The sequence below is a fragment of the Achromobacter animicus genome, from assembly GCF_902859585.1.
Classification (GTDB): Bacteria; Pseudomonadota; Gammaproteobacteria; order Burkholderiales; family Burkholderiaceae_B; genus Achromobacter; species Achromobacter animicus.
In genome coordinates this window covers 136,120-161,089 of record NZ_CADIJM010000008.1, presented here as the reverse complement: position 1 = coordinate 161,089, position 24,970 = coordinate 136,120, and the positions used below count along the sequence as shown (strand labels likewise).

The window sequence follows — 24,970 nt, the reverse complement described above, 5'->3', positions numbered from 1 at the left end:
CACGGCAATCCACGGATTCGTTACCATGCCCCTCATGAAACTCTCCATCGACCACATCGTCATCGCCGCCGCGGACCTCGCCAGCGGCACCGAATATGTTGCCGGCCTGCTCGGCATCACGTCGCAGGGCGGCGGGGCGCATCCGCGCATGGGCACCCATAACCGGGTGCTGGGCATGGCGGACGGCGTGTACCTGGAAGTCATTGCCATCGATCCCGATGCGCCGGCGCCTGATCGCCCCCGCTGGTTCGGGCTGGACCAGGGCGACGTGCGCGCACGCATCGAACAAGGGCCATTCCTGGCCCATTGGGCCGCGCGCGTGGAGGCGCCGCTGGACCTGACGCGCATGCAGGCCGAACACCCCAACCGGCTGCCACCCGCCATCGCCATGACGCGCGGCGACCTGCGCTGGCGCCTGACCGTGCCGGATGACGGCAGCCTGCCGGCGTGGCGCGAAGCCGGTTACGAGGCCGGCGAAGGCCTGCTGCCGACGCTGATCCAATGGGACGTGGAAAACACGCCGGGTGCGACGTTGCCGCGCCAGCCGCTGCGGCTGCTGCGTCTGACCGGCTGCCACCCCCGCGCCTCGCTGCTGCGCCAGGGGCTCGCCTGGATGGGTGCGGATAGCCTGATCGACGTCGAGCAGGCCGATGGCCCGCCCCGCCTGCGCGCGCAGATCGAAACGCCGTCCGGAATCAAGCTGCTGACGTGACGCCTGCGGTGTAGCCGTGACCTGACGCGCGTTGGGTGCTTCCGGGGCCGGACGCCTTGGTTGCATCCACAGCCTGCCGCCCTGGAGTATCCGTCCCTGTACGCCATGCCTCGCGACGACGCCTTTCAACGAACGAAAAAAAACCGCGGGATGATCTGCCTCCCGCGGTCTTCTCTGGCGTCCAGGTGATGCCTTAGCCTTTCTTCCACCAGCGCCACGGCGCGCGCAGCGGCCATTGATACTTGCTGCACAGCACGCGGGGGGCCAGATAGTGCCCGACCAGCACGGCGATGCCGGCAGCCGTCATGACGTCCGACAGGTAGTGATCCAGGTTCACCAGCCGGCTGATCGCCACCAGCGCCGCCAGCAGCAGGAACACCCAGCGCCAACGCGGCGCCAGAATGCCCAACACCACCGCCACGGAGAAGGCCGCGTAGGTGTGGCTGGACGGAAAGGAATTGAACTGCTGAGCGCGCGAGAACGATTCGCCCAGCCCGTAAATGCCTTGCTCGAAGAACAACTCGGGCCGCGCCCGGGCCACGGTGCGTTTGAGCACCAGCACCACCAGCCCGCCGACCGCCATGGTCGACAGCATCAGCAAGCTGCCGCGCGCCATGGCGGCATAGCTGACACGCAGCGGATTGCGCCATCCGCGCGCCAGGCCCACCAGGCCGGTCACGTAGAACGCCAGCGCCATGACGATGTAATGGCCGCTTTCGCCCAGCTCGCCCACCCATTCAAAGGACTGGTCGACGCCTTCCGACACCGATTTCTGGATCCAGATGGCCAGCGGCAGGTCGACCCACAGCGCACACGCCGCGGCGGCCAGCGCCAGCGCGCCCGCCAGCAGCGCCCACACGGACGCGGGGTACGGATTTCGGTATTCGTCCTGGACTGCGGAACCGGTCCCGCCAGCGAGGGACGGAGCGGCTGCCGGAGGCGTAAGGCGATTGGAATTCATCGGTGCCGCTCGGGAGAAAAAAGGGATTTTACCGGCGCCTGCGGGCGCGCGGACCGCTATCGTAACGGCCAACGCGCGCGCGTCCAAGAAACAATTCTTGGGCAAGGGTTAAAATCCGCCCTTTCCCCCTTTCCAGCCCCCGGGATCTACACCCGTCACGGCGACCATCATGCAAGAAACCTCTCTCAAGCGCGCGGGCAATCCCCGCGACGGCGTCTCCGCCGCCCTGCCTTCGGCCACTCCCGGCGCCGGCTCCCCCCGCAAGCTGTACATCCGCACCTTCGGCTGCCAGATGAACGAGTACGACTCGGACAAGATGGCCGACGTGCTGCGCGAGGACCAGGGCGGGCTCGAACTGACCGACAACCCGGAAGAGGCGGACGTCATCCTGTTCAACACCTGTTCCGTGCGCGAAAAGGCGCAGGAAAAGGTGTTTTCGGATCTGGGCCGCGTGCAACACCTGAAGAAGACCAATCCGAACCTCGTCATCGGCGTGGGCGGCTGTGTCGCCAGCCAGGAAGGCGAGGCCATCGTCAAACGCGCGCCGTATGTCGACGTGGTGTTCGGACCGCAGACCCTGCACCGCCTGCCTGACCTCATCAAGCGCCGCCGCGACGAAGGCCGTTCGCAGGTCGACATCAGCTTTCCCGAGATCGAAAAGTTCGACAACATGCCGCCGCCGCGCGTCGAAGGCGCCACGGCATTTGTCTCGATCATGGAAGGCTGTAGCAAATACTGCAGTTTCTGCGTCGTGCCCTACACACGCGGCGAAGAGGTCTCGCGCCCATTCGATGACGTCCTGATCGAAGTGGCCGACCTGGCGGACCAGGGCGTCAAGGAAGTGACGCTGCTGGGCCAGAACGTGAACGCCTACCGCGGCCGCATGGCGGACTCCGACGAGATCGCCGACTTTGCGATGCTGCTGGAATACGTGCATGAAATCCCCGGCATCGAGCGCATCCGCTACACGACCTCGCACCCCAAGGAAATGACCCAGCGCATGGTGGACGCCTACGCCCGCCTGCCCAAGCTGGTGTCGTTCCTGCACCTGCCCGTGCAAGCCGGCAGCGACCGCGTGCTGGCCGGCATGAAGCGCGGCTACACCACGCTGGAATTCAAGTCCGTCGTGCGCCGCCTGCGCGCCGCCCGCCCGAATCTGACGCTGTCCTCGGACTTCATCGTGGGCTTTCCCGGCGAGACCGAGGAAGACTTCGAAAAGACGCTCAAGCTGATCGAGGACGTCGGCTTCGACACCTCGTTCTCGTTCGTGTACTCGCGCCGCCCGGGCACGCCCGCCGCGGACCTCACCGACGACACCCCGCAGGACGTTAAGCTGCGCCGTCTGCAGCGCCTGCAGGCGCTCATCAACGACCAAGCGGCAACGATCGCCCGCAACATGGTGGGCACGCGTCAGCGCCTGCTGGTCGAAGGCCCCTCGCGCCGCGACCCGAACGAACTCATGGGCCGCACCGAGAACAACCGCATCGTCAATTTCCCCGCGCCCGCGCGGCTCATCGGACAAATGGTCGACGTCGTCATCACCGAGGCGCACACGAATTCGCTGCGTGCCCGCGTGGCCGACGTGGACCGCACTTCGCAAGAGGCTGAATGACCACACCCCGCCCCCGCGCGCGTCGCAGCATGCCCGTCATCGTCAACCTGGACGGCGACAACACCCACCTGGCCAATCTCTGCGGCCCCCTGGACGAGAACCTGCGGCAACTGGCCGACGGCATGACCGTCAAGCTGTCCCGCCGCGGCAGCCGCGTCACCATCGAAGGCGAGCGGGCCGAACTGGCGGGCCGCATCCTGCGCCGCTTCCACGAACAGGCCGTGCACCGCGCCCTGTCCATCGATGACATCCAGCTTGGATTGGTCGAGATCGGGGTGGGCCGCCAGGAAGGCAAGCTCAAGGAAGAGCAGGCCAGGGAACTGGACGCCCTGCCCGCCCTGGACGATGAAAGCGACGGCATCGCGCTGCGCACCAAGCGCAGCGACCTGCGCCCGCGCACGCCGCGCCAGCGCGACTACCTGAACAACATCCTCAAGCACGACATCACGTTCGGCGTCGGTCCTGCCGGCACGGGCAAAACCTGGCTGGCCGTGGCCTGCGCCATCGACGCCATGGAACGCGACACGGTGCAGCGCCTGGTGCTGACCCGCCCCGCCGTCGAAGCCGGCGAACGCCTGGGCTTTCTGCCTGGCGACCTGGCGCAAAAGGTCGACCCGTACCTGCGCCCGCTGTATGACGCGCTGTACGACCTGATGGGCTTCGAAAAGGTCCAGCGCCTGTTCGAGAAGCAGACCATCGAGATCGCCCCGCTGGCCTACATGCGCGGCCGCACGCTGAACCACGCCTTTGTCATCCTCGACGAGGCGCAGAACACGACGCCCGAGCAGATGAAGATGTTCCTGACGCGGATCGGCTTCGGCAGCAAGGCGGTCATCACCGGCGACCCGTCGCAGGTCGACCTGCCGCGCGGCCAGGAAAGCGGGCTGGCGCATGCGGTCAAGGTGCTGCATGACGTCCAGGGCATCGCCACCACCAAGTTCACCAGCCGCGATGTCGTGCGCCACCCCCTGGTCGCCCGCATTGTCGACGCTTACGACCGCGCAGCCGAAGATGAAGCCTGAGCTGTCCCTGTCCGTGCAGTACGGCGTCGAAGAGGCCCGCCTGCCCCGCTGGCGCCTGCGCCGCTGGGCAGAGCGCGCGCTGGGCGCCGCCTTTGAAGACGGCCTGGTCGAGTTTTCGGCCGCTGAACTGAGCCTGCGGCTGGTCGGCGCGGCCGAGGGCCGCCGCCTGAATCGCGACTTCCGCGGCCGCGACTACGCCACCAACGTGCTGACCTTCGAGTACGGCGTCGATCCCGTGGGCGTGGCGCGCGGCGACATCGTCATGTGCGTGCCCGTGCTGGTGCGCGAGGCCCGCGAGCAGCGCAAGACGCTGCTGGACCACGCCGCGCACCTCACCATCCACGGCGTGCTGCATTCGCTGGGCTACGACCACATCAAAGCGCGCGAAGCCAAGCGCATGGAAGCCCTGGAAACCGCGACGCTTGCGCAGATGGGCATTGCCGATCCGTACGTGGCCGACTGACCGCCGCCGCCCGCGTGCCGGCAGCCTCGGGACAACCCTGAGAAAATGCCGGCAAATGGCGTGCAGCAAGGCGCAGATCGCGTCCATTGCAGCCATTTTCCGGGCCGGCGTTAGAAACGAAGGGCCAGTATCGGTTATGCTGGCTCCTCCCTAACTTGTCCTCCCGGACGATGTCTGACCCTTACCCTGCTCCCGAAGCGACGCCTGCTCGCTCTACCAAACCCGCCACCAAATCCCTCCTAGACCGCCTGCTTTCCCTTGTGCGCAAAGAGCCCGAGGACCGCGAAGGCATCAAGGCCGTCCTCGAAGCCGCGCACGAACGCCAGTTGCTCGACGCGGAGTCGTACAAGATGATCAAGGGCGCGCTCGCCGTGTCCGAGGGCACTGTCGGCGACATCATGGTCCCGCGCTCGCGCATGGATCTGCTCGATGTCACGCAGCCCATCCCGTACCTGGTGGCTTCGGTGATCGAAACCGCGCATTCGCGGTTCCCCGTCTACGAGGGCGATCGCGACAACATCATCGGCATCCTGCTGGCCAAGGATCTGCTGCGCTGCATGCTCGAGCCCAACATCGAAATGCGCACGCTGGTCCGCCCCGCCGTCTTCATTCCCGAATCCAAACGCTTGAACGTGCTGCTGCACGAGTTCCGCGCCAGCCGCAACCACCAGGCCATCGTCATTGACGAGCATGGCGGCATTTCGGGCCTGGTGACGATGGAAGACGTGCTGGAACAGATCGTCGGCGACATCGAAGACGAGTTCGACGAGACTGAAGAAGATTCCATCTTCCCCGAAGGCGAGAACCAGTGGCGCGTGCTCGCGGCCACCGACATCTCGCACTTCAACGAAGTGTTCGGCTGCCAACTGCCCGACGACGAGTACGACAGCGTGGGCGGCTGGATGGGCGGCCAATTGGGCCGTATTCCGCGCCGCGGCGACCACGCCGATTTCGACGGCCTGCGCCTTGAAGTGGCGCGCGGCGACGCCCGCCGGGCCATCTGGCTGCGCGTCAAGCGCCTGGCCACACCCCAGACCGAAGCACCCGCCACCGACGCATGACCAGCACCCCGCGCGGCCGACTCCTGCGTGGCGCCGCCGGCCTCGTGCTGGCGGGCGCCGTCCACGCCCTGACCTTTGCCCCCGGCCCGCTGCCCGGGTGGGCGCTGGCGTTCACCCAGATCGCCGCGCTGGCCTTGCTGGCGCGCGTCACGCTGTATGCGCCGTCGGCGCGTCAGGCGTGGCTACGCGGCTGGCTGTTCAACTTTGCCAGCTACGCGCTCGGGTTGTATTGGATCTTCATCAGCCTGCACCGCTACGGCGATCTTGCCGCACCGCTGGCTGTCGCGGCCGTGCTGGCGCTGTCGGCATTCCTGGCCCTGTTTCCCGCGACCGCCAATGCGCTGGCGCGCCGCTACGCGCCGCTGTCCGCCGATTCCCCCCCGTCCCGCATCCTGGCCGCCACGCTGGCCTGGGCTGCGATGTGGGGCGCGTTCGAATGGCTGCGTTCGGTGCTGCTCACCGGCTTTCCGTGGCTGAACATCGGCTATGCGCAGGTCGACAGCCCCATTGCAGGCTGGGCGCCGCTGCTCGGCGTGCACGGCATGGCATTCCTGGCCGCATTCGTCGCGGCGGCGGCGGCAAGCCTGTGGCAGCCTTCGCGCACGGCCGGCATGGGTCCGCGCCACGCGCTGGCCGCTGGCGTCGCGGTGGCGCTCGCTGCGGCGGGCTGGCCGCTGTCCCGCATCGACTGGTCGGCGCCGGTAGGCGACCCGCTCAACGTGCGGCTCGTGCAGGGCAACATCGGACAATCGCAGAAATTCGATCCTGCGCTCCTCGAGCAAAGCCTGCGGCGCCATCTGGAGCTGACGGCCCTGCCCGCGGCGCCCGGCGTACCTGCGCCACAATTGGTGATCCTGCCGGAAACAGTGGTGCCCATCTTCCAGGACCAGCTCGATCCGCGCGTCTGGGAAGTCTGGCGCGACCTGGCCGGCCAACGCAACACCGTCATCGCGATGGGCGTGCCGCTGCATGACCGCGTCAACGGCCGCGAGCGCTATACCAACAGTGTCATCGGTTTTGACGGCGCCACGCCCGTTGAACAGCTGGTGCGCGGCAACACCGCCATGCGCTACGACAAGCGCCACCTGGTGCCGTGGGGCGAATACGTGCCGCCCGGCTTTCACTGGTTTGTCGAGATGCTGAACATCCCGCTGGGCGACTTCGATCGCGGCGGCGAACGCCAGACCCCGTTTGCCGTCGGCGGCCAGCACATCGCGTTCAACATCTGCTACGAAGACCTCTTCGGTCCCGACCTGCTGCCCGCGTTGCAGCCCGGCCCCAACGGCGAGCCCGGCGCGACCATCCTGGTCAACGTCAGCAACCTGGGCTGGTTCGGCGATAGCTGGGCGCTGCGGCAGCATCTGCAGATCGGCCGGCTGCGCACCATCGAGACCGCGCGCCCGATGCTGACCGCCACCAACACCGGCATCACCGCCGCCATCGACGCAAAGGGCCAGGTTGCCGCCCAACTCGCGCCGTTGCAGGCGGGTGTGCTGCCGGTATCGGTGCAGGGCATGACGGGGCTCACGCCCTACGCGCGTTTTGGGGACAAGACCGCGCTGGCGCTGATCGGTCTGGCGCTGATCGCGGCCGTGGGCAGCGCCCGCCGCCCGCGCCGCGGCTGATTCCACGGTTCGGCTGATTCCACGCAGCACCTACGTCCCCGCGCGACTGATTTCCCGGCGCGGCTGACTTCCTTCAGGCAAACAGGTTCGCGGGCAGCGAGCCTGTTTCGTCGGGCGGGCGCAGCGGGCCGATCCCCGCTCCCGTGACTTCAATCGCGTCTGCAATCGCCTGCATGTCGTCGGCATCCAGCTCCAGCTCGGCCGCGCCAATCAGTCCGTCCACCTGCGATGCGCTGCGCGCCCCCAAAATGGCGCCCGTCACACCCGGCCACGCCAGCGTCCATGCCGCTGCGGCGGCGGCCACGGTGGCGCCGTGCCGCTCCGCAATGGGCTTGAAGGCATCGGCCAGCGCCAGGTTGCGCTCCAGCTCGGGCGACCGGAAATCCGCGTGCCGCGCCCGCCAATCGTCCGGCGGCAAGGCCCGTGCACGCTCGGCGCTGAACTTGCCGGTCAGCAAGCCCGAATTCATGGGGCTATAGACGATCACGCCCGTGCCATTTGCCGCGCACCACGGAATGAGGTCGATAGCCGCGGCGCGCTGGATTGCCGAGAACGGCGGCTGCAGGGTGTCTACATGCCCCAGGTGTTCCGCCGCCTGCAACTGGGCAAGGTTGTGGTTCGACAATCCCACCGCACGGACTTTCCCGGCCTGCTTCAGATCCAGCAATTCCTGCCAGTACGCCTCCAGCGGCGTGCCGTCTCCCGCAGGCCAGTGCATCTGATAGAGGTCGATGCGCTCGACGCCTAATCGCCGCAACGACCCTTCAAGCTCTCGGCGAATGCTGGACGGCGCGCCGGTGCGCCGCGGCATCGCCTGTGGCTGCTCGGGCGACCAGGTCAGGCCGCATTTGGTGAACACGTACGGACGCTCGCTGGCGGGCATCTGGCCCAACGCCTGCCGCACGATGTCCTCGGAATGGCCCAGGCCGTAGACCGCGGCGGTGTCGATCCAGTTGATGCCGCGGTCGATCGCGTGCCGGAGCGCCTTGATGGATTCGGTGTCGTCCTGCGGCCCCCAGCCCACCGCCCACCCGTTGCCGCCCATGGCCCAAGCGCCCAGGCCGATGCGCGTGATGTTCATGTCCGTGCGCCCCAGGGCGACGGTGGGAAAGCCTGTGCTGCTCATGGATAAGTGCTCATGTGTCGATTTCCTTGCCGATCCGCGTCAACTTTCCGCGCTGCCCTCGCGTGGAAAATTCCACACGCCGAAAAATTTTTTCCATCCACGATAGCACCTGCACAAGTCTTTGATTTCATTGATTTCCGCATCAATCGCAGGCTCGCTCAGCAACCAATGCAGCGCTAAATCCGCCCTCAAAATGCCCATCCAACCCTCTTTTTTCGCAACTTTTTTGCTTTTTGCCATGAAGCGACTTGCACGCCCAATTTAGTTCGTGCATAATCTCGTTTCTTCGCCAACGGCACTAAACAAAACCGGCAACGAAACAGCAAAAAACGCGCTCTAACCGGCGCGTTTCAAGCGAAACGTTGAAGGAATTGATTAGAGAAACGGGGGTATAGCTCAGCTGGGAGAGCGCTTGCATGGCATGCAAGAGGTCAGCGGTTCGATCCCGCTTACCTCCACCAGTCCAAAGCGAAGAGCAGTACAGCAAGTCCAAGTCCCCTTCGTCTAGAGGCCTAGGACATCACCCTTTCACGGTGAGTACAGGGGTTCGAATCCCCTAGGGGACGCCAGTCTACTGGCATGCAGTATTAGTGATGCAGTTGAAGTGATTATGTAGTTGAGTTAAGCCGCTGCGGAGCGGTAGTTCAGTTGGTTAGAATACCGGCCTGTCACGCCGGGGGTCGCGGGTTCGAGTCCCGTCCGCTCCGCCAAAAGCTCTCTCGCTCAGAGTCTTTCAAGAGCTCCGTTTTCGGGGCTTTTTTGTTTTATAAGTGTGAGACCTTGTTGTTTGAAGTTTGGAACAGCAGGACGCCCTGGGGGTATAGCTCAGCTGGGAGAGCGCTTGCATGGCATGCAAGAGGTCAGCGGTTCGATCCCGCTTACCTCCACCAGTGCAGTTCAGTAGTAACGCAGTACAGTAGTAACGCAGTACAGTAGTAAACTTGTTGGTTCCAGGTCCCCTTCGTCTAGAGGCCTAGGACATCACCCTTTCACGGTGAGTACAGGGGTTCGAATCCCCTAGGGGACGCCAGCTTCATCTGGCATGCAGTACAAGCTGTCTTGACACCACAGCCGTAGTGAAGAAAGTTGAAGTCATCAGTAAGCCGCTGCGGAGCGGTAGTTCAGTTGGTTAGAATACCGGCCTGTCACGCCGGGGGTCGCGGGTTCGAGCCCCGTCCGCTCCGCCAAGCACTTTGCGCTTACCGAACGCTGCTCGCAGCACGCACTTGAAATGCACGCATTTGAAGTACACGCATCTTAAGCTCCGGATTCCGGAGCTTTTTGCTTTTGTGCTTTTGATTTCTGCAATTTTGATTTTGCTTTCGCATATGCTTTTGCATGGGCTGTCCGGCGCCGCCATTCGCGCGGTGCAATCCCCTCTCGTTGTACCCCTTCCGCGAGACTCCTCCCTTTTGACCTCTGGACAGCACCGGCGCGCGGCTTCATGCTTGCGCGTACACGCCATGCGAAGAAAAAAGAGGCCTACGTGACCCCCAACGACGCCGCACCCCAAGCACATCGCCAACACCTGCAGAGCATCATCGCGGGCCTCAACGAAGGCATCATCCTGCTTGAGGCCGATGGCTCGATAGCCTGGGCCAACGCCAGCGCACTTGCGCTGCACGGCGCCGAATCAATGGAAGACCTGGGCGGCACGCCCGCGGGCTTTCGCAAGCGATATACGCTCACCTATCGCAACCATCATCGCGTGCCGGCGCGACAGTATCCCTTGGACCGGCTGGCGGCGGGCGAAGAATTCGAAGACCTGCTGCTCGATCTGACCCGTAAAGACGACGACGAATTCACGCGCAACCTGCTTGCGCGCGGCCTCAATCTGGACGATGGCGGCCCCATGCCCTATCGCGTCCTGATCCTGCACGACCAGACCGCGCAGATCAACGCCGAGGAACGCTTTGAACGCGCCTTCTCGGCCAATCCGGCTCCCGCGTTGATCTGCCGGCTGTCGGACCTGCGCTACGTCAAGGTGAACCAGGGGTTCCTGGAAATGACCGGCTACTCGCGCGACGCGGTGCTGGGCAAGTCGGCCTATGAAATCGATGTGCTGGACGGGAGCGACGACAAAGAAACGGCTGTGGCTCGGCTCAATGAAGGCGAGACCATTCCGCAGCGCGAGGGCGTGCTGAAGCTGCCCGATGGCACCTCCAAGTTCGTGGTGGTGGCAGGCCAGCCCATCGACATGCACGACGAGCCCTGCATGCTTTTCACGTTCATCGACCTGGAGGGCCGCAAGCGCACCGAAGAGGCCCTGCGCGAAAGCGAAGAGCGCTTCTCCAAAGCCTTCCAGCTTGCCCCGGTGCCGATGGCCGTCTGCGACGGCGTCACCTTGAACGTGCTGAACCTCAATGACGCCTTTGCCGCCGCCACGGGTCTGACGTTGGACGAGAAGGCAGAGCAGGACCTCGTCGAACTGGGATTGCGGCCGTACGAAGGCATGCTGGCCGCCCTGAAGCGTGGCGAAAGCGTGCGCAACCGCGAAGCCGTGATGATTGCGCGCGACGGCGGCGAGCTCGACTGCCTGGTGTCCGCCGAGCCCGTCATGATCGGCGGGCTGCGCCGCGTGTTGATCGTGATCCAGGACATCACCGAGCGCAAGCGGTCAGAGACCGAACTGCTGACGGCCATCGAGGCGGTCATGCAGGACACCTCGTGGTTCAGCCGCGGCATCATCGAAAAACTGGCGCAACTGCGCCAACCCGCTCCCGCGACGCGCGACGTGGCAGAACTGGCGCAGCTTACGTCGCGCGAGCGCGAGGTGCTGGGCCTGCTCTGCCAGGGTCACGATGACGACGGCATTGCCAAGGCGCTCAAGCTGTCGCGCAACACCGTGCGCAATCACGTGGCCACGATCTACAGCAAGATCGGCGTGCACCGACGCAGCGCCGCCATCGTCTGGGCTCGTGACCGCGGCATCACCGGTCACGAAAGCGCGCGCAACCGGGAAAAGCAAGGCAAGTCCTGACTGGCTTGCTCCGGTTTTACAATTTGAATCAAAATATCCTGCATCTTCGCGTCGCCGAAGATGCCGCCGCGTTAGGACGACTGGCCGCTCAAAAGCGGCCATTTTCTTTGAATAGGTTCCCAACCGTCCGCTAAATCCGGCGATATCGAACGCATTGCGCAAATACGCCGCCCCTTCTTACGATCCGCCGATCCAGCCCAGGCCATCAGGCCAGCGGCGAGATCCCCGGCACGAACGAAGGAGCCACCGACCATGCAGACTGCGTACATTCCCGTCCCGACATCGCCCAAGCGCCTGCCGGCCTCGGCCTGGAGCGCCGACGCCATCATGGCGCTCTACGAGCTGCCGTTCATGGACCTGATGCACCGGGCGCAGCAAACGCATCGCGCCCATTTCGATCCGAACGTCATCCAGTTGTCGAGCCTGCTGTCGATCAAGACTGGCGGCTGTCCCGAAGACTGCGCGTATTGTCCGCAGTCGTCGCACTACAACACCGGCGTGGACGCCGACAAGCTGATGCCGCTGGAAGACGTGGTCGCCGCGGCCCGCGCGGCGCAGGCTGGCGGCGCGCAGCGCTTCTGCATGGGCGCCGCGTGGCGCAGTCCCAAGCCGCATCACCTGGACGCCGTGGCCGAAATGGTCAGCGCGGTCAAGGCGCTGGGCCTGGAGACCTGCGTGACGCTGGGCATGTTGCGGGACGGCCAGGCCGAGCAATTGAAGAACGCGGGCCTGGACTACTACAACCACAACCTGGATACCTCGCCGGAGTTCTACGGCAAGATCATCTCCACACGCACGTACCAGGACCGCCTGGACACGCTGGACCGCGTGCGCGACGCCGGCATCAACGTGTGTTGCGGCGGCATCGTAGGCATGGGCGAATCGCGCCGCGAACGCGCCGGCCTGATCGCCCAGCTTGCCAGCATGGAGCCTTATCCCGAGTCCGTGCCGATCAACAACCTGGTGCAGGTGGAAGGCACGCCGTTGTCCGATGTCGAAGCCCTCGATCCCTTCGAGTTTGTGCGCACTATCGCCGTGGCGCGCATTGCAATGCCGCGCGCCGCCGTGCGGCTGTCGGCCGGGCGCGAGACGATGGACGATGCGATGCAGGCGCTGTGCTTTCTGGCGGGCGCCAATTCCATGTTCTACGGCGACGCGCTGCTGACCACCGCCAATCCGCAGATGGCGGCCGACCAGCGCCTGCTCGACCGATTGGGCATGCGGGTCGACGCCGCCGCGCACGACCGCCATGAGGAGGCGGCATGCCGTTGACGCCCGGTCTTCTGTATTTGACGGCCAGCGTGGCCTGCAGCGTCACGGTCGCCGTGATGCTCAAGCTGGCGCGACGTTGGCAGATCGACGTGCGCCAGGCGATCGCGATGAACTACGCCGTGGCCGCCCTGCTCTGCTGGCTGGTGCTGCGCCCCGATCCGGCGCGCCTGCTGGCGCCGCAAACGCCCTGGCTGGTGCTGGCCGCGCTGGGCGTGCTGCTGCCGAGCGTCTTTTTGGCGATGGCGGCCGCGTTGCGGCATGCCGGCATCGTGCGCAGCGACGCCGCGCAGCGCCTGTCGCTGTTCATTCCGCTGCTGGCCGCGTTCGCGCTGTTCGGCGAACCGGTCACGGGACGCAAATTGGCGGCCATCGCGCTGGCCTTCGCCGCCCTCTTCTGCCTGCTGCGCCAACCGCCGCGCATTCGTTTATCCGAAGCCACGGCGGCCGAGGACCGGCGCGCGATGTGGCTCTGGCCGCTGGTTGTCTGGGCGGGCTATGGCGTGATCGACATCCTGTTCAAGCAGGTGGCCCGCACGGGGACCGCATTTGCGGGCAGCCTGTTGCTGACGTTCCTGATGGCGGGCGCGCTGATGCTTGCGTATCTGTTGTGGCGCCGCGTGCGCTGGCAGGCGCGGCATCTGGCCGCGGGGGTGGCGCTGGGGCTGGCCAACTTCGGCAACATCCTGACCTACGTGCGCGCGCACCAGTCGCTGCCCGAGCACCCCGCGCTGGTGTTCGCGTCGATGAATATGGGAGTGATCACGCTGGGCACCCTGGTGGGCGCCCTGGCGTTCCGTGAACCGCTCACGCGTGTGAACGTGCTGGGCATTGCGCTGGCGTTGTCTGCCATTTTGCTGATGACGCCCTGGTAGGGGCGCTTCAGGTGCCGGTGCGGCGCTGGCGTTCGGGGTGCGCGTCTGATGCGGCGTCTGATGTGGAGTCCGATGTGGCGGTCGATGTGGCGGTTGATGCTGCGGTCGATGCAGCGTCCAATGCGGCAGTCGATGCGGAGCCCGATACACGGTCTGGTGTCTGGTCCGACATCGAATCCGGCATCGTGTCGGATCCGCCTCCCGCTCCCGCAGCCGTATCCGCCGTCTCGTCCATTCCGCCCTGCCCCGCCGCGGAATCCACCGATGCGCCCTCGGCCACCGGCTCCGGCGGCGCCGGCGCCGCGGACGGATCCGGCTGCACCATTTCCATGGCGATGTCGTTCTCGGGATCCACCCGCGGATCCAGCACCGCCGCCGCGGGCGAACTTTGCAGCGTGTCCGGCATCGGTACGAAATGCGTCGGCGCCTCGTCGACCTGGTGTGCGCCGGTGACGCGCGTGGGCCGCACCTGCCAGACCAGAATCACGGCGCACGCCGAGATGAACACGTAATACATGGCGGGTCCGCCCAGCGACATCATGAAGCCCGCGATCATCGGCCCCACACAGGCGCCCAGGCCATAGGTCATCAGCAACACCGCCGACAGACTGACTCGTCTTTCCGATTCAACGTGATCATTGGCAAAGGCCGCGCCCAACGGGTACAGCGTGAACTGCAGGATGCCGAAGACGCAGGACATGGCGACCAGCGCCCAGAACGGCAACGCGATCCAGCCCCACATGACGGCAGGCAGCAGGACCAGCAACAACGCGTTGAAGCGGATGAGGCCGGCGCGGTTGATGCGGTCGGACAGCCAGCCCATCGGCCACTGCGACAACAGCCCCGCCGTCACGGCGGCCGCGACGAAGATGGCGGCCTGCGATGTGGACAGGCCATTCTTGGCGCCATACACCGCGGCCAGGCCGTAGAACGCGCCGGACAGATTGCCCGCCACGAAGAGCACGGTCATGGACAGCGGCACGCGCCGCATGAAGAACTTTACGTCCAGCGGCGCGGGCAGCGGCGTGGGCGGGTGGGACCGGGCCGTGACGGCAAGCGGCACCAGGCACAGCACGAGGCACATGGCGACCAGGGTAAGCGGGCGCAGGTCCAGCGTGGCGTAGGCGGTGAGCGCCAGTTGGCCCAACACGGTGCCCAGGCCGGAGACGACCATGTAGACGGAGAACACGCGGCCGCGCTGGTGGTTTTCGGTCTGTTCGTTGAGCCAGCTTTCGATGACCATGAACTCGGTCACCATGACGATGCCGGAGACGATGCGGAACACCAGCCACAGGGGCATGGATTCGACCAGCGTTTGCGCCAGGATCATGCAGGTGGCGATGGCCGCGCAGGCGACGAACGCGCGGATGTGGCCGACGCGGATGATGAGCTTGTGCCCAAGCCGCGCGCCGCACACGAGCCCGAGGTAGTAGCCGGCGATCAAGGTGCCGATCCACACTTCGCTGACGGACTGGGCGGTCAGCCGCAGGCCCATGTAGGTGTTGAAGAGACCCGTGCCGATAAGCATCAGCAAGGTCGCAAAATAAAGCGACGAAAACGATGAGATCGTGGAGAGCATGGCGTCGACAACCGCTGCTGGCTTTCAGCGCCGCGGGCCGCCTGGGCGGCCCGCAACACTGGGGGTAAAACAGGAACCCGCGGGGATCAGGCTTGCGAGAGCATGGTGGCCGCGTCGCTGACTTCAAACTTGCCAGGCGCTTCCACGTTCAGTTGCTTCACAACGCCGTCGACGATCAGGGCGGAGTAGCGCTGCGAGCGCGCGCCCATGCCGCGCTGGACGAGGTCCAGTTCCAGGCCGAGTTCCTTGGTCCACAGCGCGGAGCCGTCGGCCAGCATGCGGACTTTGCCATCGGTCTTCTGTTCGCGTCCCCAGGCGCCCATGACGAAGGCGTCGTTGACGGACACGCACCAGATTTCGTCGATGCCCTTGGCCTTGAGGGCAGCGGCCTGTTCGACGTAGCCGGGCAGATGCTTGGCCGAGCACGTGGGCGTGAAGGCGCCCGGCACGGCAAACAGCGCAATCGTCTTGCCGCGGGTCAGGTCGGCGACCTGGAACGCGTTGGGACCGAGCGAGCAGCCGGCGGTTTCGGTTTCGATGAATTCGGTCAACGTGCCATTGGGCACGCGGTCGCCGACTTTGATCGTCATGTAGATCTCCAAAATGAAAGGGGGCAATGCATTGAGGCAGGACTGCCTCACAGCCCCCATCATAGTTCGAGCGCGGCCGGCTTGCTGCCTTTGGCGGAGGGCGAAAAGAAGATGAACAGTTCGAAACGACTCCACACGGCGAGCACATGGGGAGGAAACGGGCGGTTGCCATAATGCCGTGGTAGACAACGCCCGCCGCAGCCGCGAGAGGCTGACCGCTGCGGAGGGCTTCACCGGGAGACTTTCGATGCGCAAATTCCTGACCGGGCTGGCATTGACGCTGGCCGCTGCTGCCCCGGCGTGGGCGGCTCCCGATGCGGCTGAGCAGGCCCAATACGACTCTTTCGTTATCGCCGCTGGCGCGTCCAATGGCGCGGCGCGTGCTTGCGGGGCTTCAGAGCCTGACCTGGCGCAGCATCAGGAGACGGCTCGGAAGAATCTGACGCGGTATGCCGAGGAATATGGATTCCCGACGGGCGGCTTCGATGCTGCGTTTGCAAAGGGGCTGGCCGATGGTACGACGATGATGGAGGAGATGAAGCGGTCTGGTGTGGATGGGTGCCGTGGGGTGCTGGGCGGGTTTCAGAGCGAGCGGGTGATGAAGTACGAGGACATGAAGCGGGCGCTGGCTGAGGTTAGTGATGGGCTGCCGGGGGAGAAGGCTCGGTAGAACGTGGATGAGGGGGTGCCGGACTGATCCTGTGAAAGCCTCAATCTCCACACCGGGTCCAAAACGTTATCGCAGGCCTCGATCAGCCCCGGGAGGCACTTACGGCGTGGCAAAACGCGGTCGAGTGCGTAGCAGAGCAAGTCGCCAATAACCGCTCGCCGCCAGAGGATGCCGTGGCAATGCCGAGAGCGTGCGCTAGCTCGGCTTCAACACGCAAATCCGAGAAAGGCTGGGTGCGGAGGAGCGGAAGTTATGGAGATTGCGAAGAACAAGGGACGCCGAGCGCGGGCGGGCACGCGGGCGCGTGAGGGGGAAGTTTGAGCTTACTCCCGTCCGTCCCATTCGCCATCGCAGGCGTCGATGAGTTCCTGCGGCCACTGCCGGCGAGGCAGGATGCGGTCGAGCCACATATATGAAATGTCACCTAACATAAGAATCGGCGCGACCGGCAACGCTATGAAAATGAAGAATGGAACTGCGAACAGCAACCAAGCCGCCTTTTTGACCTTGAGGACCTTTAGCGGACTGAAATGGCGCACTGCCTCACTGGCGTGGGAAATGGAATACGGGGTTCGCGCGCTGCTTAAAGGCAATGCCGAAGGCCCTTCCCGCATGAAAAGGCGGATGAACTCCCAAATCTGCGCCGCCCCATAGATGCCGCGGTTGATGATTGCTTGAGCGTGGTCCTGTGTGCCGGTTATGCCGACGCGCAGTTTTTGATTGATACGCTGGCTATTCTGTATCGAATAAGGGAAGGCTAGCGTCAACACCCCTTCGTTGACTGGAGTCCCCCCCGCTGCAAAGGTAGTCACGTCCTTGATGTAAGCCTCCAGCCCGTCCCAGGGCAGACTGACCCACGTTCCATGAACGACGCAAGTGACCTTGCGGGTTCGGCGATTGAAGATGATTGGAAGCTGCGTTCGCCAAGGTATGTACAGCCAAATGCAAGCAAATGCGAATGCGACGGGCGCACCGATAAACACATCCCAGTTTTCCAGAAAGAAGGCCGACACGCCACCGCCATATCCCTCGTACTGGCGCTGGTGACCATAGGCGGCAAAGGTTCCGACTGAGAACAGAGCAAATAGAAATGGGACTGCCACTGTCGCCCACCAACTGATTCCGTACCGCCCTCCGAACATGCTGCCAAACGCCGGACGCATAAACAGACAGTTCTCGGAGACCCTCATCACATTGTTGTCTGCCGCAGCGGACACTGCCAGCGGTGGATCAGATGGACGCAAGGCGTCAACGCGTGTAAAGAAAGCGCTGCGCTCTTCTTTCGGAACTGTATGCCGTTTCATTTTTTTATCGAGTTAGTAGTACCAAGGCGTGTCCTTATCACTGAAGGTGATCTCGGACGCGAGAGTCTCCCCCAAGAGGACCGGAACGTAGCTGGGTCTTATGGCGTAGCGAAAACCGGTCCCTTTCGTGAGTCCGACGATCTTGTAGGATCGAACACGGCTCTCCTTAGAAGACATCTCCTCTCCCTCCATTGAGTAGACTTGCGCTTGGTGAACGTCGTTTCCCTCTGACTCAATTTTCTGGATGGCGCCGTCAAGGGGATAGATGACTTTCACAATCAGAGTTTTACTTGTCATATGCCAATCAGAATCCAAACGTTGCGGGGCATAAACCGCCTGTACGTAGCCTCGGTTCTCCTGATCAAGCGTTTCGTACCTGACGATTGCTGGCCGTCCCAGCAACTCATGCTTGCCAAAGCTTCCGTCATTGAGCCAGTAGCCGATGGCAATGTACTGAGCCCGATCGCCCTTGAAGAGCCACCACAATCCAGTCCCTAGCAGTATCAAACCCGCCGCAATCCACCCCCAAACGGGCACAGTGGCTACGGTTCCTGCCAATCCCAGTCCTGCAGCAAACGCGGCGCCACCCGTTGTGAGTGCTGCTCCGCCTAAACCCAATCCCAGACCTGCTACCGCGTAAGCAGTGGCGGCCTCTTGATTGCCGACCCTTCGTTGCTCGCCGGACTTAAACCAATTCGAAACAGCGTCAGCCACGGCTCCGCCGTAGCCGAACAGTCGTAGTGATCCGGTGCTGGCAATACGCTGCAGCACGACTGCTGAAATGGATGCGCGCAGATAGACCTGAGGCATCAGCGCTCGCGTTGCAATGAGCACGCCGTTAGTTGCGCTTCCGACCCCCATGATCGCTGCTACCAGATTGGCCCAGCTAGATTTCCATTTCTGACCGTTCAAATCCAGGTCGAATATTGCCGCCTTGAGGTTGAGAAAGCTAAAAAACGCCACGCCTCCTGCGACACCGCGTTCAAACACCTGCAGAAACGGATTTGCATAGCGGGTAAGGGGAGTCATACGCTGCCAGACGATCACGTCCATCGTATCGCCAGCGCCCATCGCGATAGATCCCACCACGACGGAACCGCGCGGAAACCCCGCGGCATCCTCTAACGCCCGTATAGCTTCTTCGCGCGTCAACCGCCGGATGGTCAAACGGTCCTGATACCGCGTTTCCAGCATACGTATCAGCCGCTCCGCGTCCTCTATCGTACCCATGCCTGCCAGTTGGTGGATCCGATCGGCCACGGCATCACGGGCAACGCCGTGCCATACGCGACCGTCGGAACCCGCTCTGGGAAAGCGGCTGAGGGTGTAGACACTAACTTGCTCCATCAGGTAATGAAGAGCACCAAAACGCAGGAGCTGACCAAGACCTTTACTTCCAGCCGTGTCCAGGGCGATGTCCATCTTGTTTTCCCAAATGGCATCCACCAGACCTTTATCATGTTCGATATTGACGAGGATGGGATTGGCCTGCCACGGCAGTTTCCACCAAGCCTCAAACAGCTCTCGTTCATGGTCCTTGGTGCCAGGTGTTGTAATTTCGGTGCCCCAAATCATCCCCTCTATGCAAGCGGAAAAGGCGATCGCGTGGCTCGTTGACGACATTGGGTGATCAGTGTCATAGCGTAGAAAAGTCGCGCCCATGTCATTAGGGGAAGTCGTATTCACGTAGCGCTGTAGCCATTTGCAGCGGTCATTTTTCCTGTCGACTACGGCGGCGTGACGACTTCCCAGTTCTACGCTGAATTCGCGCACGAACCTCACCCTGTCCACTTCCCGGACATGGCGGGCATAGAGCGGTACTGCCTCAGACAACGCGGCAGCGCGCCTACCAATCGGATCGGTGGGTAAGGCATCCAGTTGCCGCCGCGCATCTGGATACGACGAAGGACGATATCTGGCCGGCTCTCGTTCAATCACGGCGAGACTGTCCGCAAAGCGCTTTCGCTTCCATTCACGCTCGTCCATATCTCGGCGGAGGACCCGCTCGAATTCCTGCCTGTCCTGCCCCGTCACCCCTGCGTTGTCGGCGTAGCCCGACTCGTAGATTCGCTCTATCAGTTGAGCGACGATCATCTTGCGATAACGTTGACCGTCCCCAGCCGAGCTGTCGTGATCAGGGGCCGAATTGTAGGTTTCCATGGCTTGGCGGAACTTATGGAACACTCCGCCTAGATCCTGCACCAAGGCAATGTTGTCGTGCATGACGACCGCGATCTGCCTGGCAGGGGCTACCGCTTCCATGCCCGTGATCAATGGCTGAGCGGAAGGTGCCAACTGTTTGATGCGCCAGGGCGAAAAGCTGAGATCGGTGCCCTTGAACTCCTCCACCAGTTCGCCTAGCCGGCTTGCTGCAAAGGTGTTTCTGGATGGCGCGCTGTCCGCCCAAGCCTTCATGTCAATGGTCGTTGCCAGCTTTGCCCGGATGCCGTCCTGGTTCGATTCGATTTCGCGGATTTTTCGTTCGGTCAGGAGCGTGTCCGTCAATAGAATGTGGACTACCGAACGCTCATTCGCCCAGATGTGGGACAGGGAGCGTCCCGGTTTATAGCCCCCGAGCGCCGCTTCCAGTGAGCGATTCCTGGACAGAAGCTCGACGAATTGACCGTTCTCTTCGTTGACCCGCCACACGAACACCGTACCCTCGGTCTCATCGAACAGATAGACGAATCCCGCGCCCACGCAACGCAATCCATACTGCGCGTGGTCCAGCTTCTGAAAGCCAGTCTCCAGCGACGCCGCGTCATAGGCATAGTCGGCGCCACCCTTGGGCCGTGGATGCGCGGAATAGCGCAGTGGAAACAAGGGGATTCGGACCTTGCAGCTTTCGTTGGTGCTGCAGTAGCCAATGCTTGCTGCCATGATCAGTGTCCTTCGGTCATCAGGTGATTCATTGCCTGTGCGGCGCGGGCGCCCGGTGTCAACGCCGTGTCCTGCAACAGCGCAACGACCGTCGCCGCGCACCGTCGGTAAGCGGGATGACGGAAGGCGTCCAAGGCGGCGTCCAGATGTGAGAACTCTTTGAATCCCCAGCTTTTGAGGTGCTCCATCCACACGCCGGTCTGCTGGCGCGGGTCGTCGCGAAAACTGTGGGGTGCTCGCCGGGTGATCGCGATGTGCCTGCGAAGGTGCTGGTCAGTCAGCCCCGCATCGATGGCGGTCATTTCTGAGTGATTGAATTGGAAGCCGCCTTGTACCGGGCACGGGCCATCTGGTTGGCGATAGCACCACCACTGATGTTCCGGTCCGAGGTTCTCCCGCCAGATCAGCTCTTGAATCGGACCCAGCAGCGCCCCGGCTCTGTAGGGTTCAAGCGCTCGCAACACGCTCGCGAGGGCGGTTGTCTCCTGAAGCCGGAACCGTGCCTTGTTGCCATTGGGCATCAGCACGAACAGGACCGCGCGCAGTTGGGCTACTACCTCGTCGATCGGACGGGACGAGGCCAGGAATACCGCTCCACCCGTGGAAGCCCAGGGGTCCATAAAATGCTCTAGCAGACGAGAATCCGATTGGTACTGCACCAGGATCGGCCCATTCGTGTGGTGGCTGTCGTACTCGGTGTCGCTCCAGACCCAACGCAGGGAAGTGGCATAGTCGACTTTGCGTACGAAGTCACTAATGGTGGAGCGCTCCGGCGAGTCCGGCTGGCGCATCAGCCACTCGTCAAGAATTTCTGTTTCGAGCAGCAGAAAGGTGGCCAGCGAAGGTGGATTCAGTTCGGCTTGCGTCACCTGGTCCAGGGCCATCAACATGTCAGCCTCCCTGGAAATTGCCACACGGGCAGTCCAACCGCGGGCAACTGCCATCGCTGCGCTTCATGCACAGCACGTCGAAAGGCAGGCCCGGCGCGGGAACGCCCACCGGAACCGGAATCGGGCTCGCGCCGCCGCTCTGTTGGCGCATCGGCCCCTTCATCTGAATCTTGATTCCATCGAGCGTGATGCCCGAACCGTCGATTCGAATGGATCCTCCCGGTCCTTTGAGAGAGAGGCTCTCCCCTGCCTGGATCTCGTAGACTTTGGTGCGATGACGAATCGCATGTCCGGCCTGTAACTCGGCGTGCCCTTCAACCGTCTGTTCGTGGTTTCCGCCGATGTTCACCCAATGATTCGCCGTGGTTTTGTCGCGGCGGTTGTTGCCCACTTCTTCAGTGCGGTCCTTGGCGGTGTAGATGGTGTGGTTACGACCCACCGTTATAAAGTCATCTCGCCCGATGTCGTGCCGCCGGTCCTGGCCGATGTTCACATGTTCGTCATTGCCCACGGTCTCCTTGCGGTCGTGGCCGATGGTGATGGTTTCATCGTGCTCAACCTGCTCGCTGCGGTCATGGCCGACGAACGTGGTTTCGTCGTGATTGACGTGGATGTTCTGGTCCTTCTGCGCGTGGACGTAGATTTCTTCTTGGTCTTTCTCGTCTTCGAAGCGCAGTTCGTTGTACCCCTCGCCCTTGTGGGTCTTGCTTTTGATGGTCATCCGCGTCTTGTGGCGCGGCAATTCGTAGGGCGGCAATTGCAGGCGGTTATAGGCGCGGCCGGTGATAACGGGTTGGTCAGGATCCCCATCGAAGTAAGAGACGATGACCTCCTGGCCGATGCGCGGGATGGCCATGTGGCCCCACGTCGCGCCGGCGATGTTCTGCGAGACTCGGATCCAGCAGGAGCTGTGTTCGTCCTCCTTGCCGAGACGGTCCCAGGGGAACTGGACCTTCACCCTTCCATACTCATCGGTGTAGATCTCTTCATTGGGCGGCCCGACCACCATGGCGTTCTGCGGGCCGTCGATGCATGGTCTGGGCAGCGGTTCCGCGCGCCACTCGACGTCATCCGGGACCAGCTCGGCCTCGTAGCTATAGTGCGTTCCCAACTGGGCTTGTGCACCTTCCTCGGCCTGACTCGTGTGTTGGATTCCGCGGTGGACAATGCGCACGGGGCGCCAGCCGCGGTTCATGTCTTCCCGCGGGTGGCCGGCGAGCGTGAAGGAGATACCCGGCTGCAGTCGCGGGTCATCGCCATGGACCACGGCAATGCGGGCATCGCGGCGATGCCCGCGCAGGCGGTTCTCGGCGAAGGGCTTGCCGGCCTCGTCGAATTTGGCGCGTGCGGGATAGTCATAGCGTTCGTAGCCGCGGCCCTGGTGGTCCAAATCCCGCCCATCGCGACTGTGCTGGTGCGTGTACCGGGGATGGTGGAAGGTGTAGTCCCGCTGGGTCTGCCGCGCGGTGCGTACGTTTTCGGTGTATGTGAAACGTCGCAGCGCGGGTTGCGGCTGGTCGCCGCCGGAGACGGGGTTGTACAGAACCGGCTCATCGCTCACGCGTCCATGAATGAACAGGCGATCGCTGTGGACCAGCTGATGGCCCTCAGCGCTATGGCGGAAGGAATAGAAGAAACCTTCCTCGCGCATGATGCGCTCGATGAAGTGGTAGTCCGTGTCGCCGGCTTGCACGCAGTATTCACGGGCCTGATGCTCGGTAGTGCTGCGCTGCTCGTAGTCTTGAGTCAGCCCATGCGCCTTAAGCACCGCCTCAGCGATCTGCGGGACGGTTTGGGACTGAAAGATGCGCCAATCGGAACTGAGTGAAAGGCGCGCCAGACGCGGCTCGACGATGGCGGAGTAGCGTGACCTGCGAAAGCCCGTGTCGCCTTGGACGAACGACGAGACCGCGCCGTGCACGTAGCGCACCGCCGTGTCACCGTGCCAGATCGTGAGCAACGCGGCGCGGTCTAGCACCTCGCCGAAGTCGATGGCGGGGTTTGAGCTGGCCAGTTCCACTTCCAGCAGAAAGGTCTCGGACAGGCCTTCTTGCAGCGTGAATTCGACGACCTCGAAGGGCTCGTCGCCGATGGTGAACGTGAAGCACAGATCCGATTGAGTGGGCATGGCTGATTCCGGAGATGACCATGTCTCAACGCAAACGCTGTGCCAGCTTGATCGTGTCGAACGAGTTGTTCTTTCTTATCAACCACGTAGCCAAGCCCCTCCGCAAGATTCTCCCATCTTGAATTGCACGAACACCAAAAAGTGCTTCCTCACCGGATTTTTCGGGCCAATAGTGGCCCGACATTTCTCAAGCACTTGAAAACAAACAAAGAAAATCGGGCCAACCTTGACCCGAGCAGGTCAAAGTTGGCCCGATAGCTGAGCCTTCGGGAAAGTTGTCCCTTACAACCCGTTCTGCTTGAACCAATCCAGCATCCGCGTCCACGCCTGTTCCGCTTCCGCCTTGCGATACGAAGGACGATAGTCGGCGTGGAACGCATGACCGGCTTCGGGATAGATGTCGATGCGAGACGCCTTGGCGGCCGCGGAGCCCTTGGCGAGTTCGACGCGCATGCGGTCGACGTCGGCTTGGGAGATGCCGGCATCCTTGCCGCCGTAGGCGCCGAGGACCGGGGCCTTCAGGTCGTTGACGATGGCCAGGGCCGACTTGGGTTTCAGTTCGGTGGGGTCACCCGCCAACTGGCCGTACCAGGCGGCGCCGGCCCTGAGTTTGGGGTTGTGGGCTGCGTAGAGCCAGACCTGGCGGCCGCCCCAGCAGAAGCCCAGGATGCCCAGACGGTCGGGGTTGCCGCCGTTGGCGGCGGCCCAGGCGGCGGTGGCGTCCAGGTCGGCGATGACCTGTTTGTCGGGGACCTTGCTGACGATTTCGGCCTGCAGCTTGGGGATTTCGGTGTACTTGGACGGGTCGCCCTGGCGCGCATAGAGTTCCGGCGCGATGGCGAGGTAGCCCTGGTGGGCGAGGCGCCGGCAGACGTCCTGGATGTATTCGTGCACGCCGAAGATTTCCTGGACGACGATGATCGTGGGCAGGTTCTTCTTGCCATCCGGCGCGGCGCGGAATGCGGGGATCTTGCCGTCGGAGGTGGGGATTTCGATCCTGCCGGCCACGAGGCCCTTGGCGTCCGTGGTGATGGCGGTTTGCGCCATCACGGGGCCTGCTGCCAGCGAGAAACCTGCCGCCGCGGTGGTGGCAAGGAAGCCTCGCCGGTCCAGCCGCAAGGGCGGGAGCAGGCTGTCGAAGTGCGCGTCGTCCTGGTCTTTCATCGAAAAATCTCCTGGTAAAAGACGGGCACCGAGGGACGCGCCTCGCGTCCCTGCCCGGG

General features: G+C 63.5%; 20 protein-coding genes and 6 tRNA genes. 16 read left to right on the top strand and 10 right to left on the bottom strand.

Features of this window, described 5'->3' with window-relative positions; all coding sequences use genetic code 11:
• Positions 1 to 34 precede the first annotated feature (34 nt).
• A complete protein-coding gene (locus tag HV681_RS19095) occupies positions 35 to 712 on the top strand; it encodes a VOC family protein (protein WP_175124577.1) in 678 nt (225 codons plus the stop codon).
• A 193-nt stretch (positions 713 to 905) separates the two neighbouring features.
• On the opposite strand, the gene HV681_RS19090 is transcribed toward HV681_RS19095, so the two are convergent.
• Entirely contained in the window at positions 906 to 1,673 is a 768-nt protein-coding gene (locus tag HV681_RS19090; protein WP_175124533.1) for a phosphatase PAP2 family protein, read from the bottom strand.
• 169 nt (positions 1,674 to 1,842) lie between these two features.
• Between HV681_RS19090 and miaB the strand changes: the two genes are divergently transcribed.
• From miaB to lnt, 5 genes are all read left to right on the top strand, one after another.
• Positions 1,843 to 3,285, top strand: a complete 1,443-nt coding sequence (gene miaB, locus HV681_RS19085; protein WP_175124532.1) for a tRNA (N6-isopentenyl adenosine(37)-C2)-methylthiotransferase MiaB — start codon at positions 1,843 to 1,845, stop codon at positions 3,283 to 3,285.
• Entirely contained in the window at positions 3,282 to 4,307 is a 1,026-nt protein-coding gene (locus HV681_RS19080; RefSeq protein ID WP_175124531.1) for a PhoH family protein, read from the top strand. Before miaB ends, HV681_RS19080 begins: the two co-directional genes overlap by 4 nt.
• Positions 4,297 to 4,770: an rRNA maturation RNase YbeY gene (ybeY, locus tag HV681_RS19075; RefSeq protein ID WP_175124530.1), complete on the top strand. Its 474-nt coding sequence runs from the start codon at positions 4,297 to 4,299 to the stop codon at positions 4,768 to 4,770. Before HV681_RS19080 ends, ybeY begins: the two co-directional genes overlap by 11 nt.
• Positions 4,771 to 4,940: 170 nt before the next feature.
• Positions 4,941 to 5,831: a CorC family transporter gene (locus tag HV681_RS19070; RefSeq protein ID WP_175124529.1), complete on the top strand. Its 891-nt coding sequence runs from the start codon at positions 4,941 to 4,943 to the stop codon at positions 5,829 to 5,831.
• A complete protein-coding gene (gene lnt / locus HV681_RS19065) occupies positions 5,828 to 7,456 on the top strand; it encodes an apolipoprotein N-acyltransferase (RefSeq protein WP_175124528.1) in 1,629 nt (542 codons plus the stop codon). Before HV681_RS19070 ends, lnt begins: the two co-directional genes overlap by 4 nt.
• Positions 7,457 to 7,529: 73 nt before the next feature.
• On the opposite strand, the gene HV681_RS19060 is transcribed toward lnt, so the two are convergent.
• Together HV681_RS19060 and HV681_RS19055 are read right to left on the bottom strand one after the other, a co-directional pair.
• Positions 7,530 to 8,537, bottom strand: a complete 1,008-nt coding sequence (locus HV681_RS19060) for an aldo/keto reductase (protein ID WP_175124576.1) — start codon at positions 8,535 to 8,537, stop codon at positions 7,530 to 7,532.
• Between the two features lie 84 nt (positions 8,538 to 8,621).
• Complete coding sequence (locus tag HV681_RS19055) at positions 8,622 to 8,822, bottom strand: hypothetical protein (protein WP_175124527.1); 201 nt, start codon at positions 8,820 to 8,822, stop codon at positions 8,622 to 8,624.
• A 145-nt stretch (positions 8,823 to 8,967) separates the two neighbouring features.
• Here HV681_RS19055 and HV681_RS19050 point away from each other — a divergent pair.
• The 9 genes from HV681_RS19050 (at position 8,968) to HV681_RS19010 (ending at position 13,706) form a co-directional block, all read left to right on the top strand.
• Positions 8,968 to 9,043 (top strand) — tRNA-Ala (locus HV681_RS19050).
• 32 nt (positions 9,044 to 9,075) lie between these two features.
• Positions 9,076 to 9,151: transfer RNA gene (locus tag HV681_RS19045), tRNA-Glu, on the top strand.
• A 64-nt stretch (positions 9,152 to 9,215) separates the two neighbouring features.
• A tRNA-Asp gene (locus HV681_RS19040) sits at positions 9,216 to 9,292 on the top strand.
• A gap of 104 nt (positions 9,293 to 9,396) precedes the next feature.
• A tRNA-Ala gene (locus tag HV681_RS19035) sits at positions 9,397 to 9,472 on the top strand.
• Positions 9,473 to 9,536: 64 nt separating this feature from the next.
• Positions 9,537 to 9,612, top strand: a tRNA-Glu gene (locus HV681_RS19030).
• An 80-nt stretch (positions 9,613 to 9,692) separates the two neighbouring features.
• A tRNA-Asp gene (locus HV681_RS19025) sits at positions 9,693 to 9,769 on the top strand.
• Positions 9,770 to 10,026: 257 nt separating this feature from the next.
• Positions 10,027 to 11,562 carry a helix-turn-helix transcriptional regulator gene (locus HV681_RS19020; RefSeq protein ID WP_175124526.1) on the top strand — a complete coding sequence of 512 codons (1,536 nt, stop codon included), beginning with the start codon at positions 10,027 to 10,029 and terminating at the stop codon, positions 11,560 to 11,562.
• Between the two features lie 252 nt (positions 11,563 to 11,814).
• Positions 11,815 to 12,834 carry a biotin synthase BioB gene (gene bioB, locus HV681_RS19015; RefSeq protein ID WP_175124525.1) on the top strand — a complete coding sequence of 340 codons (1,020 nt, stop codon included), beginning with the start codon at positions 11,815 to 11,817 and terminating at the stop codon, positions 12,832 to 12,834.
• Positions 12,831 to 13,706: a DMT family transporter gene (locus tag HV681_RS19010; RefSeq protein WP_175124575.1), complete on the top strand. Its 876-nt coding sequence runs from the start codon at positions 12,831 to 12,833 to the stop codon at positions 13,704 to 13,706. Before bioB ends, HV681_RS19010 begins: the two co-directional genes overlap by 4 nt.
• 7 nt (positions 13,707 to 13,713) lie before the next feature.
• Here the strand turns inward: HV681_RS19010 and HV681_RS19005 are convergent, their stop codons facing one another.
• Both HV681_RS19005 and HV681_RS19000 read right to left on the bottom strand, forming a co-directional pair.
• A complete protein-coding gene (locus HV681_RS19005) occupies positions 13,714 to 15,285 on the bottom strand; it encodes an MFS transporter (RefSeq protein WP_175124524.1) in 1,572 nt (523 codons plus the stop codon).
• A gap of 86 nt (positions 15,286 to 15,371) precedes the next feature.
• Positions 15,372 to 15,875, bottom strand: coding sequence for a peroxiredoxin (locus HV681_RS19000; RefSeq protein WP_175124523.1), 504 nt, complete (start codon positions 15,873 to 15,875; stop codon positions 15,372 to 15,374).
• Between the two features lie 247 nt (positions 15,876 to 16,122).
• On the opposite strand from HV681_RS19000, the gene HV681_RS18995 reads away from it, so the two are divergent.
• Positions 16,123 to 16,545: a hypothetical protein gene (locus tag HV681_RS18995; protein ID WP_175124522.1), complete on the top strand. Its 423-nt coding sequence runs from the start codon at positions 16,123 to 16,125 to the stop codon at positions 16,543 to 16,545.
• Positions 16,546 to 16,868: 323 nt separating this feature from the next.
• Here the strand turns inward: HV681_RS18995 and HV681_RS18990 are convergent, their stop codons facing one another.
• From HV681_RS18990 to HV681_RS18970, 5 genes are all read right to left on the bottom strand, one after another.
• Positions 16,869 to 17,849, bottom strand: coding sequence for a DUF6708 domain-containing protein (locus HV681_RS18990; protein WP_175124521.1), 981 nt, complete (start codon positions 17,847 to 17,849; stop codon positions 16,869 to 16,871).
• Between the two features lie 12 nt (positions 17,850 to 17,861).
• On the bottom strand, positions 17,862 to 20,729 hold the full coding sequence (locus tag HV681_RS18985; RefSeq protein WP_175124520.1) for a toxin VasX: 2,868 nt from the start codon (positions 20,727 to 20,729) through the stop codon (positions 17,862 to 17,864).
• A 2-nt stretch (positions 20,730 to 20,731) separates the two neighbouring features.
• The gene (locus HV681_RS18980) at positions 20,732 to 21,619 is read right to left on the bottom strand and encodes a DUF4123 domain-containing protein (protein ID WP_175124519.1); all 888 of its coding nucleotides are present in this window, start codon (positions 21,617 to 21,619) and stop codon (positions 20,732 to 20,734) included.
• A 1-nt stretch (position 21,620) separates the two neighbouring features.
• Positions 21,621 to 23,747 carry a type VI secretion system Vgr family protein gene (locus HV681_RS18975; protein WP_175124518.1) on the bottom strand — a complete coding sequence of 709 codons (2,127 nt, stop codon included), beginning with the start codon at positions 23,745 to 23,747 and terminating at the stop codon, positions 21,621 to 21,623.
• Between the two features lie 282 nt (positions 23,748 to 24,029).
• Complete coding sequence (locus HV681_RS18970; RefSeq protein WP_175124517.1) at positions 24,030 to 24,911, bottom strand: dienelactone hydrolase family protein; 882 nt, start codon at positions 24,909 to 24,911, stop codon at positions 24,030 to 24,032.
• Positions 24,912 to 24,970: the final 59 nt, after the last annotated feature.

What these genes read in the sequence shown, in the direction of transcription:
- HV681_RS18985 (WP_175124520.1), bottom strand. Translation starts at nt 20,729, where the DNA reads ATGGCAGCAAGCATTGGCTACTGCAGCACCAACGAAAGCTGCAAGGTC.
- HV681_RS18980 (WP_175124519.1), bottom strand. Translation starts at nt 21,619, where the DNA reads ATGTTGATGGCCCTGGACCAGGTGACGCAAGCCGAACTGAATCCACCT.
- HV681_RS19055 (WP_175124527.1), bottom strand. Translation starts at nt 8,822, where the DNA reads ATGGCAAAAAGCAAAAAAGTTGCGAAAAAAGAGGGTTGGATGGGCATT.
- HV681_RS18975 (WP_175124518.1), bottom strand. Translation starts at nt 23,747, where the DNA reads ATGCCCACTCAATCGGATCTGTGCTTCACGTTCACCATCGGCGACGAG.
- HV681_RS18970 (WP_175124517.1), bottom strand. Translation starts at nt 24,911, where the DNA reads ATGAAAGACCAGGACGACGCGCACTTCGACAGCCTGCTCCCGCCCTTG.
- HV681_RS19020 (WP_175124526.1), top strand. Translation starts at nt 10,027, where the DNA reads ATGCTTGCGCGTACACGCCATGCGAAGAAAAAAGAGGCCTACGTGACC.
- HV681_RS19095 (WP_175124577.1), top strand. Translation starts at nt 35, where the DNA reads ATGAAACTCTCCATCGACCACATCGTCATCGCCGCCGCGGACCTCGCC.
- miaB (WP_175124532.1), top strand. Translation starts at nt 1,843, where the DNA reads ATGCAAGAAACCTCTCTCAAGCGCGCGGGCAATCCCCGCGACGGCGTC.
- HV681_RS18995 (WP_175124522.1), top strand. Translation starts at nt 16,123, where the DNA reads ATGCGCAAATTCCTGACCGGGCTGGCATTGACGCTGGCCGCTGCTGCC.
- lnt (WP_175124528.1), top strand. Translation starts at nt 5,828, where the DNA reads ATGACCAGCACCCCGCGCGGCCGACTCCTGCGTGGCGCCGCCGGCCTC.
- HV681_RS19000 (WP_175124523.1), bottom strand. Translation starts at nt 15,875, where the DNA reads ATGACGATCAAAGTCGGCGACCGCGTGCCCAATGGCACGTTGACCGAA.
- HV681_RS19090 (WP_175124533.1), bottom strand. Translation starts at nt 1,673, where the DNA reads ATGAATTCCAATCGCCTTACGCCTCCGGCAGCCGCTCCGTCCCTCGCT.
- HV681_RS19080 (WP_175124531.1), top strand. Translation starts at nt 3,282, where the DNA reads ATGACCACACCCCGCCCCCGCGCGCGTCGCAGCATGCCCGTCATCGTC.
- bioB (WP_175124525.1), top strand. Translation starts at nt 11,815, where the DNA reads ATGCAGACTGCGTACATTCCCGTCCCGACATCGCCCAAGCGCCTGCCG.
- HV681_RS19060 (WP_175124576.1), bottom strand. Translation starts at nt 8,537, where the DNA reads ATGAACATCACGCGCATCGGCCTGGGCGCTTGGGCCATGGGCGGCAAC.
- ybeY (WP_175124530.1), top strand. Translation starts at nt 4,297, where the DNA reads ATGAAGCCTGAGCTGTCCCTGTCCGTGCAGTACGGCGTCGAAGAGGCC.
- HV681_RS19070 (WP_175124529.1), top strand. Translation starts at nt 4,941, where the DNA reads ATGTCTGACCCTTACCCTGCTCCCGAAGCGACGCCTGCTCGCTCTACC.
- HV681_RS18990 (WP_175124521.1), bottom strand. Translation starts at nt 17,849, where the DNA reads ATGAAACGGCATACAGTTCCGAAAGAAGAGCGCAGCGCTTTCTTTACA.
- HV681_RS19005 (WP_175124524.1), bottom strand. Translation starts at nt 15,285, where the DNA reads ATGCTCTCCACGATCTCATCGTTTTCGTCGCTTTATTTTGCGACCTTG.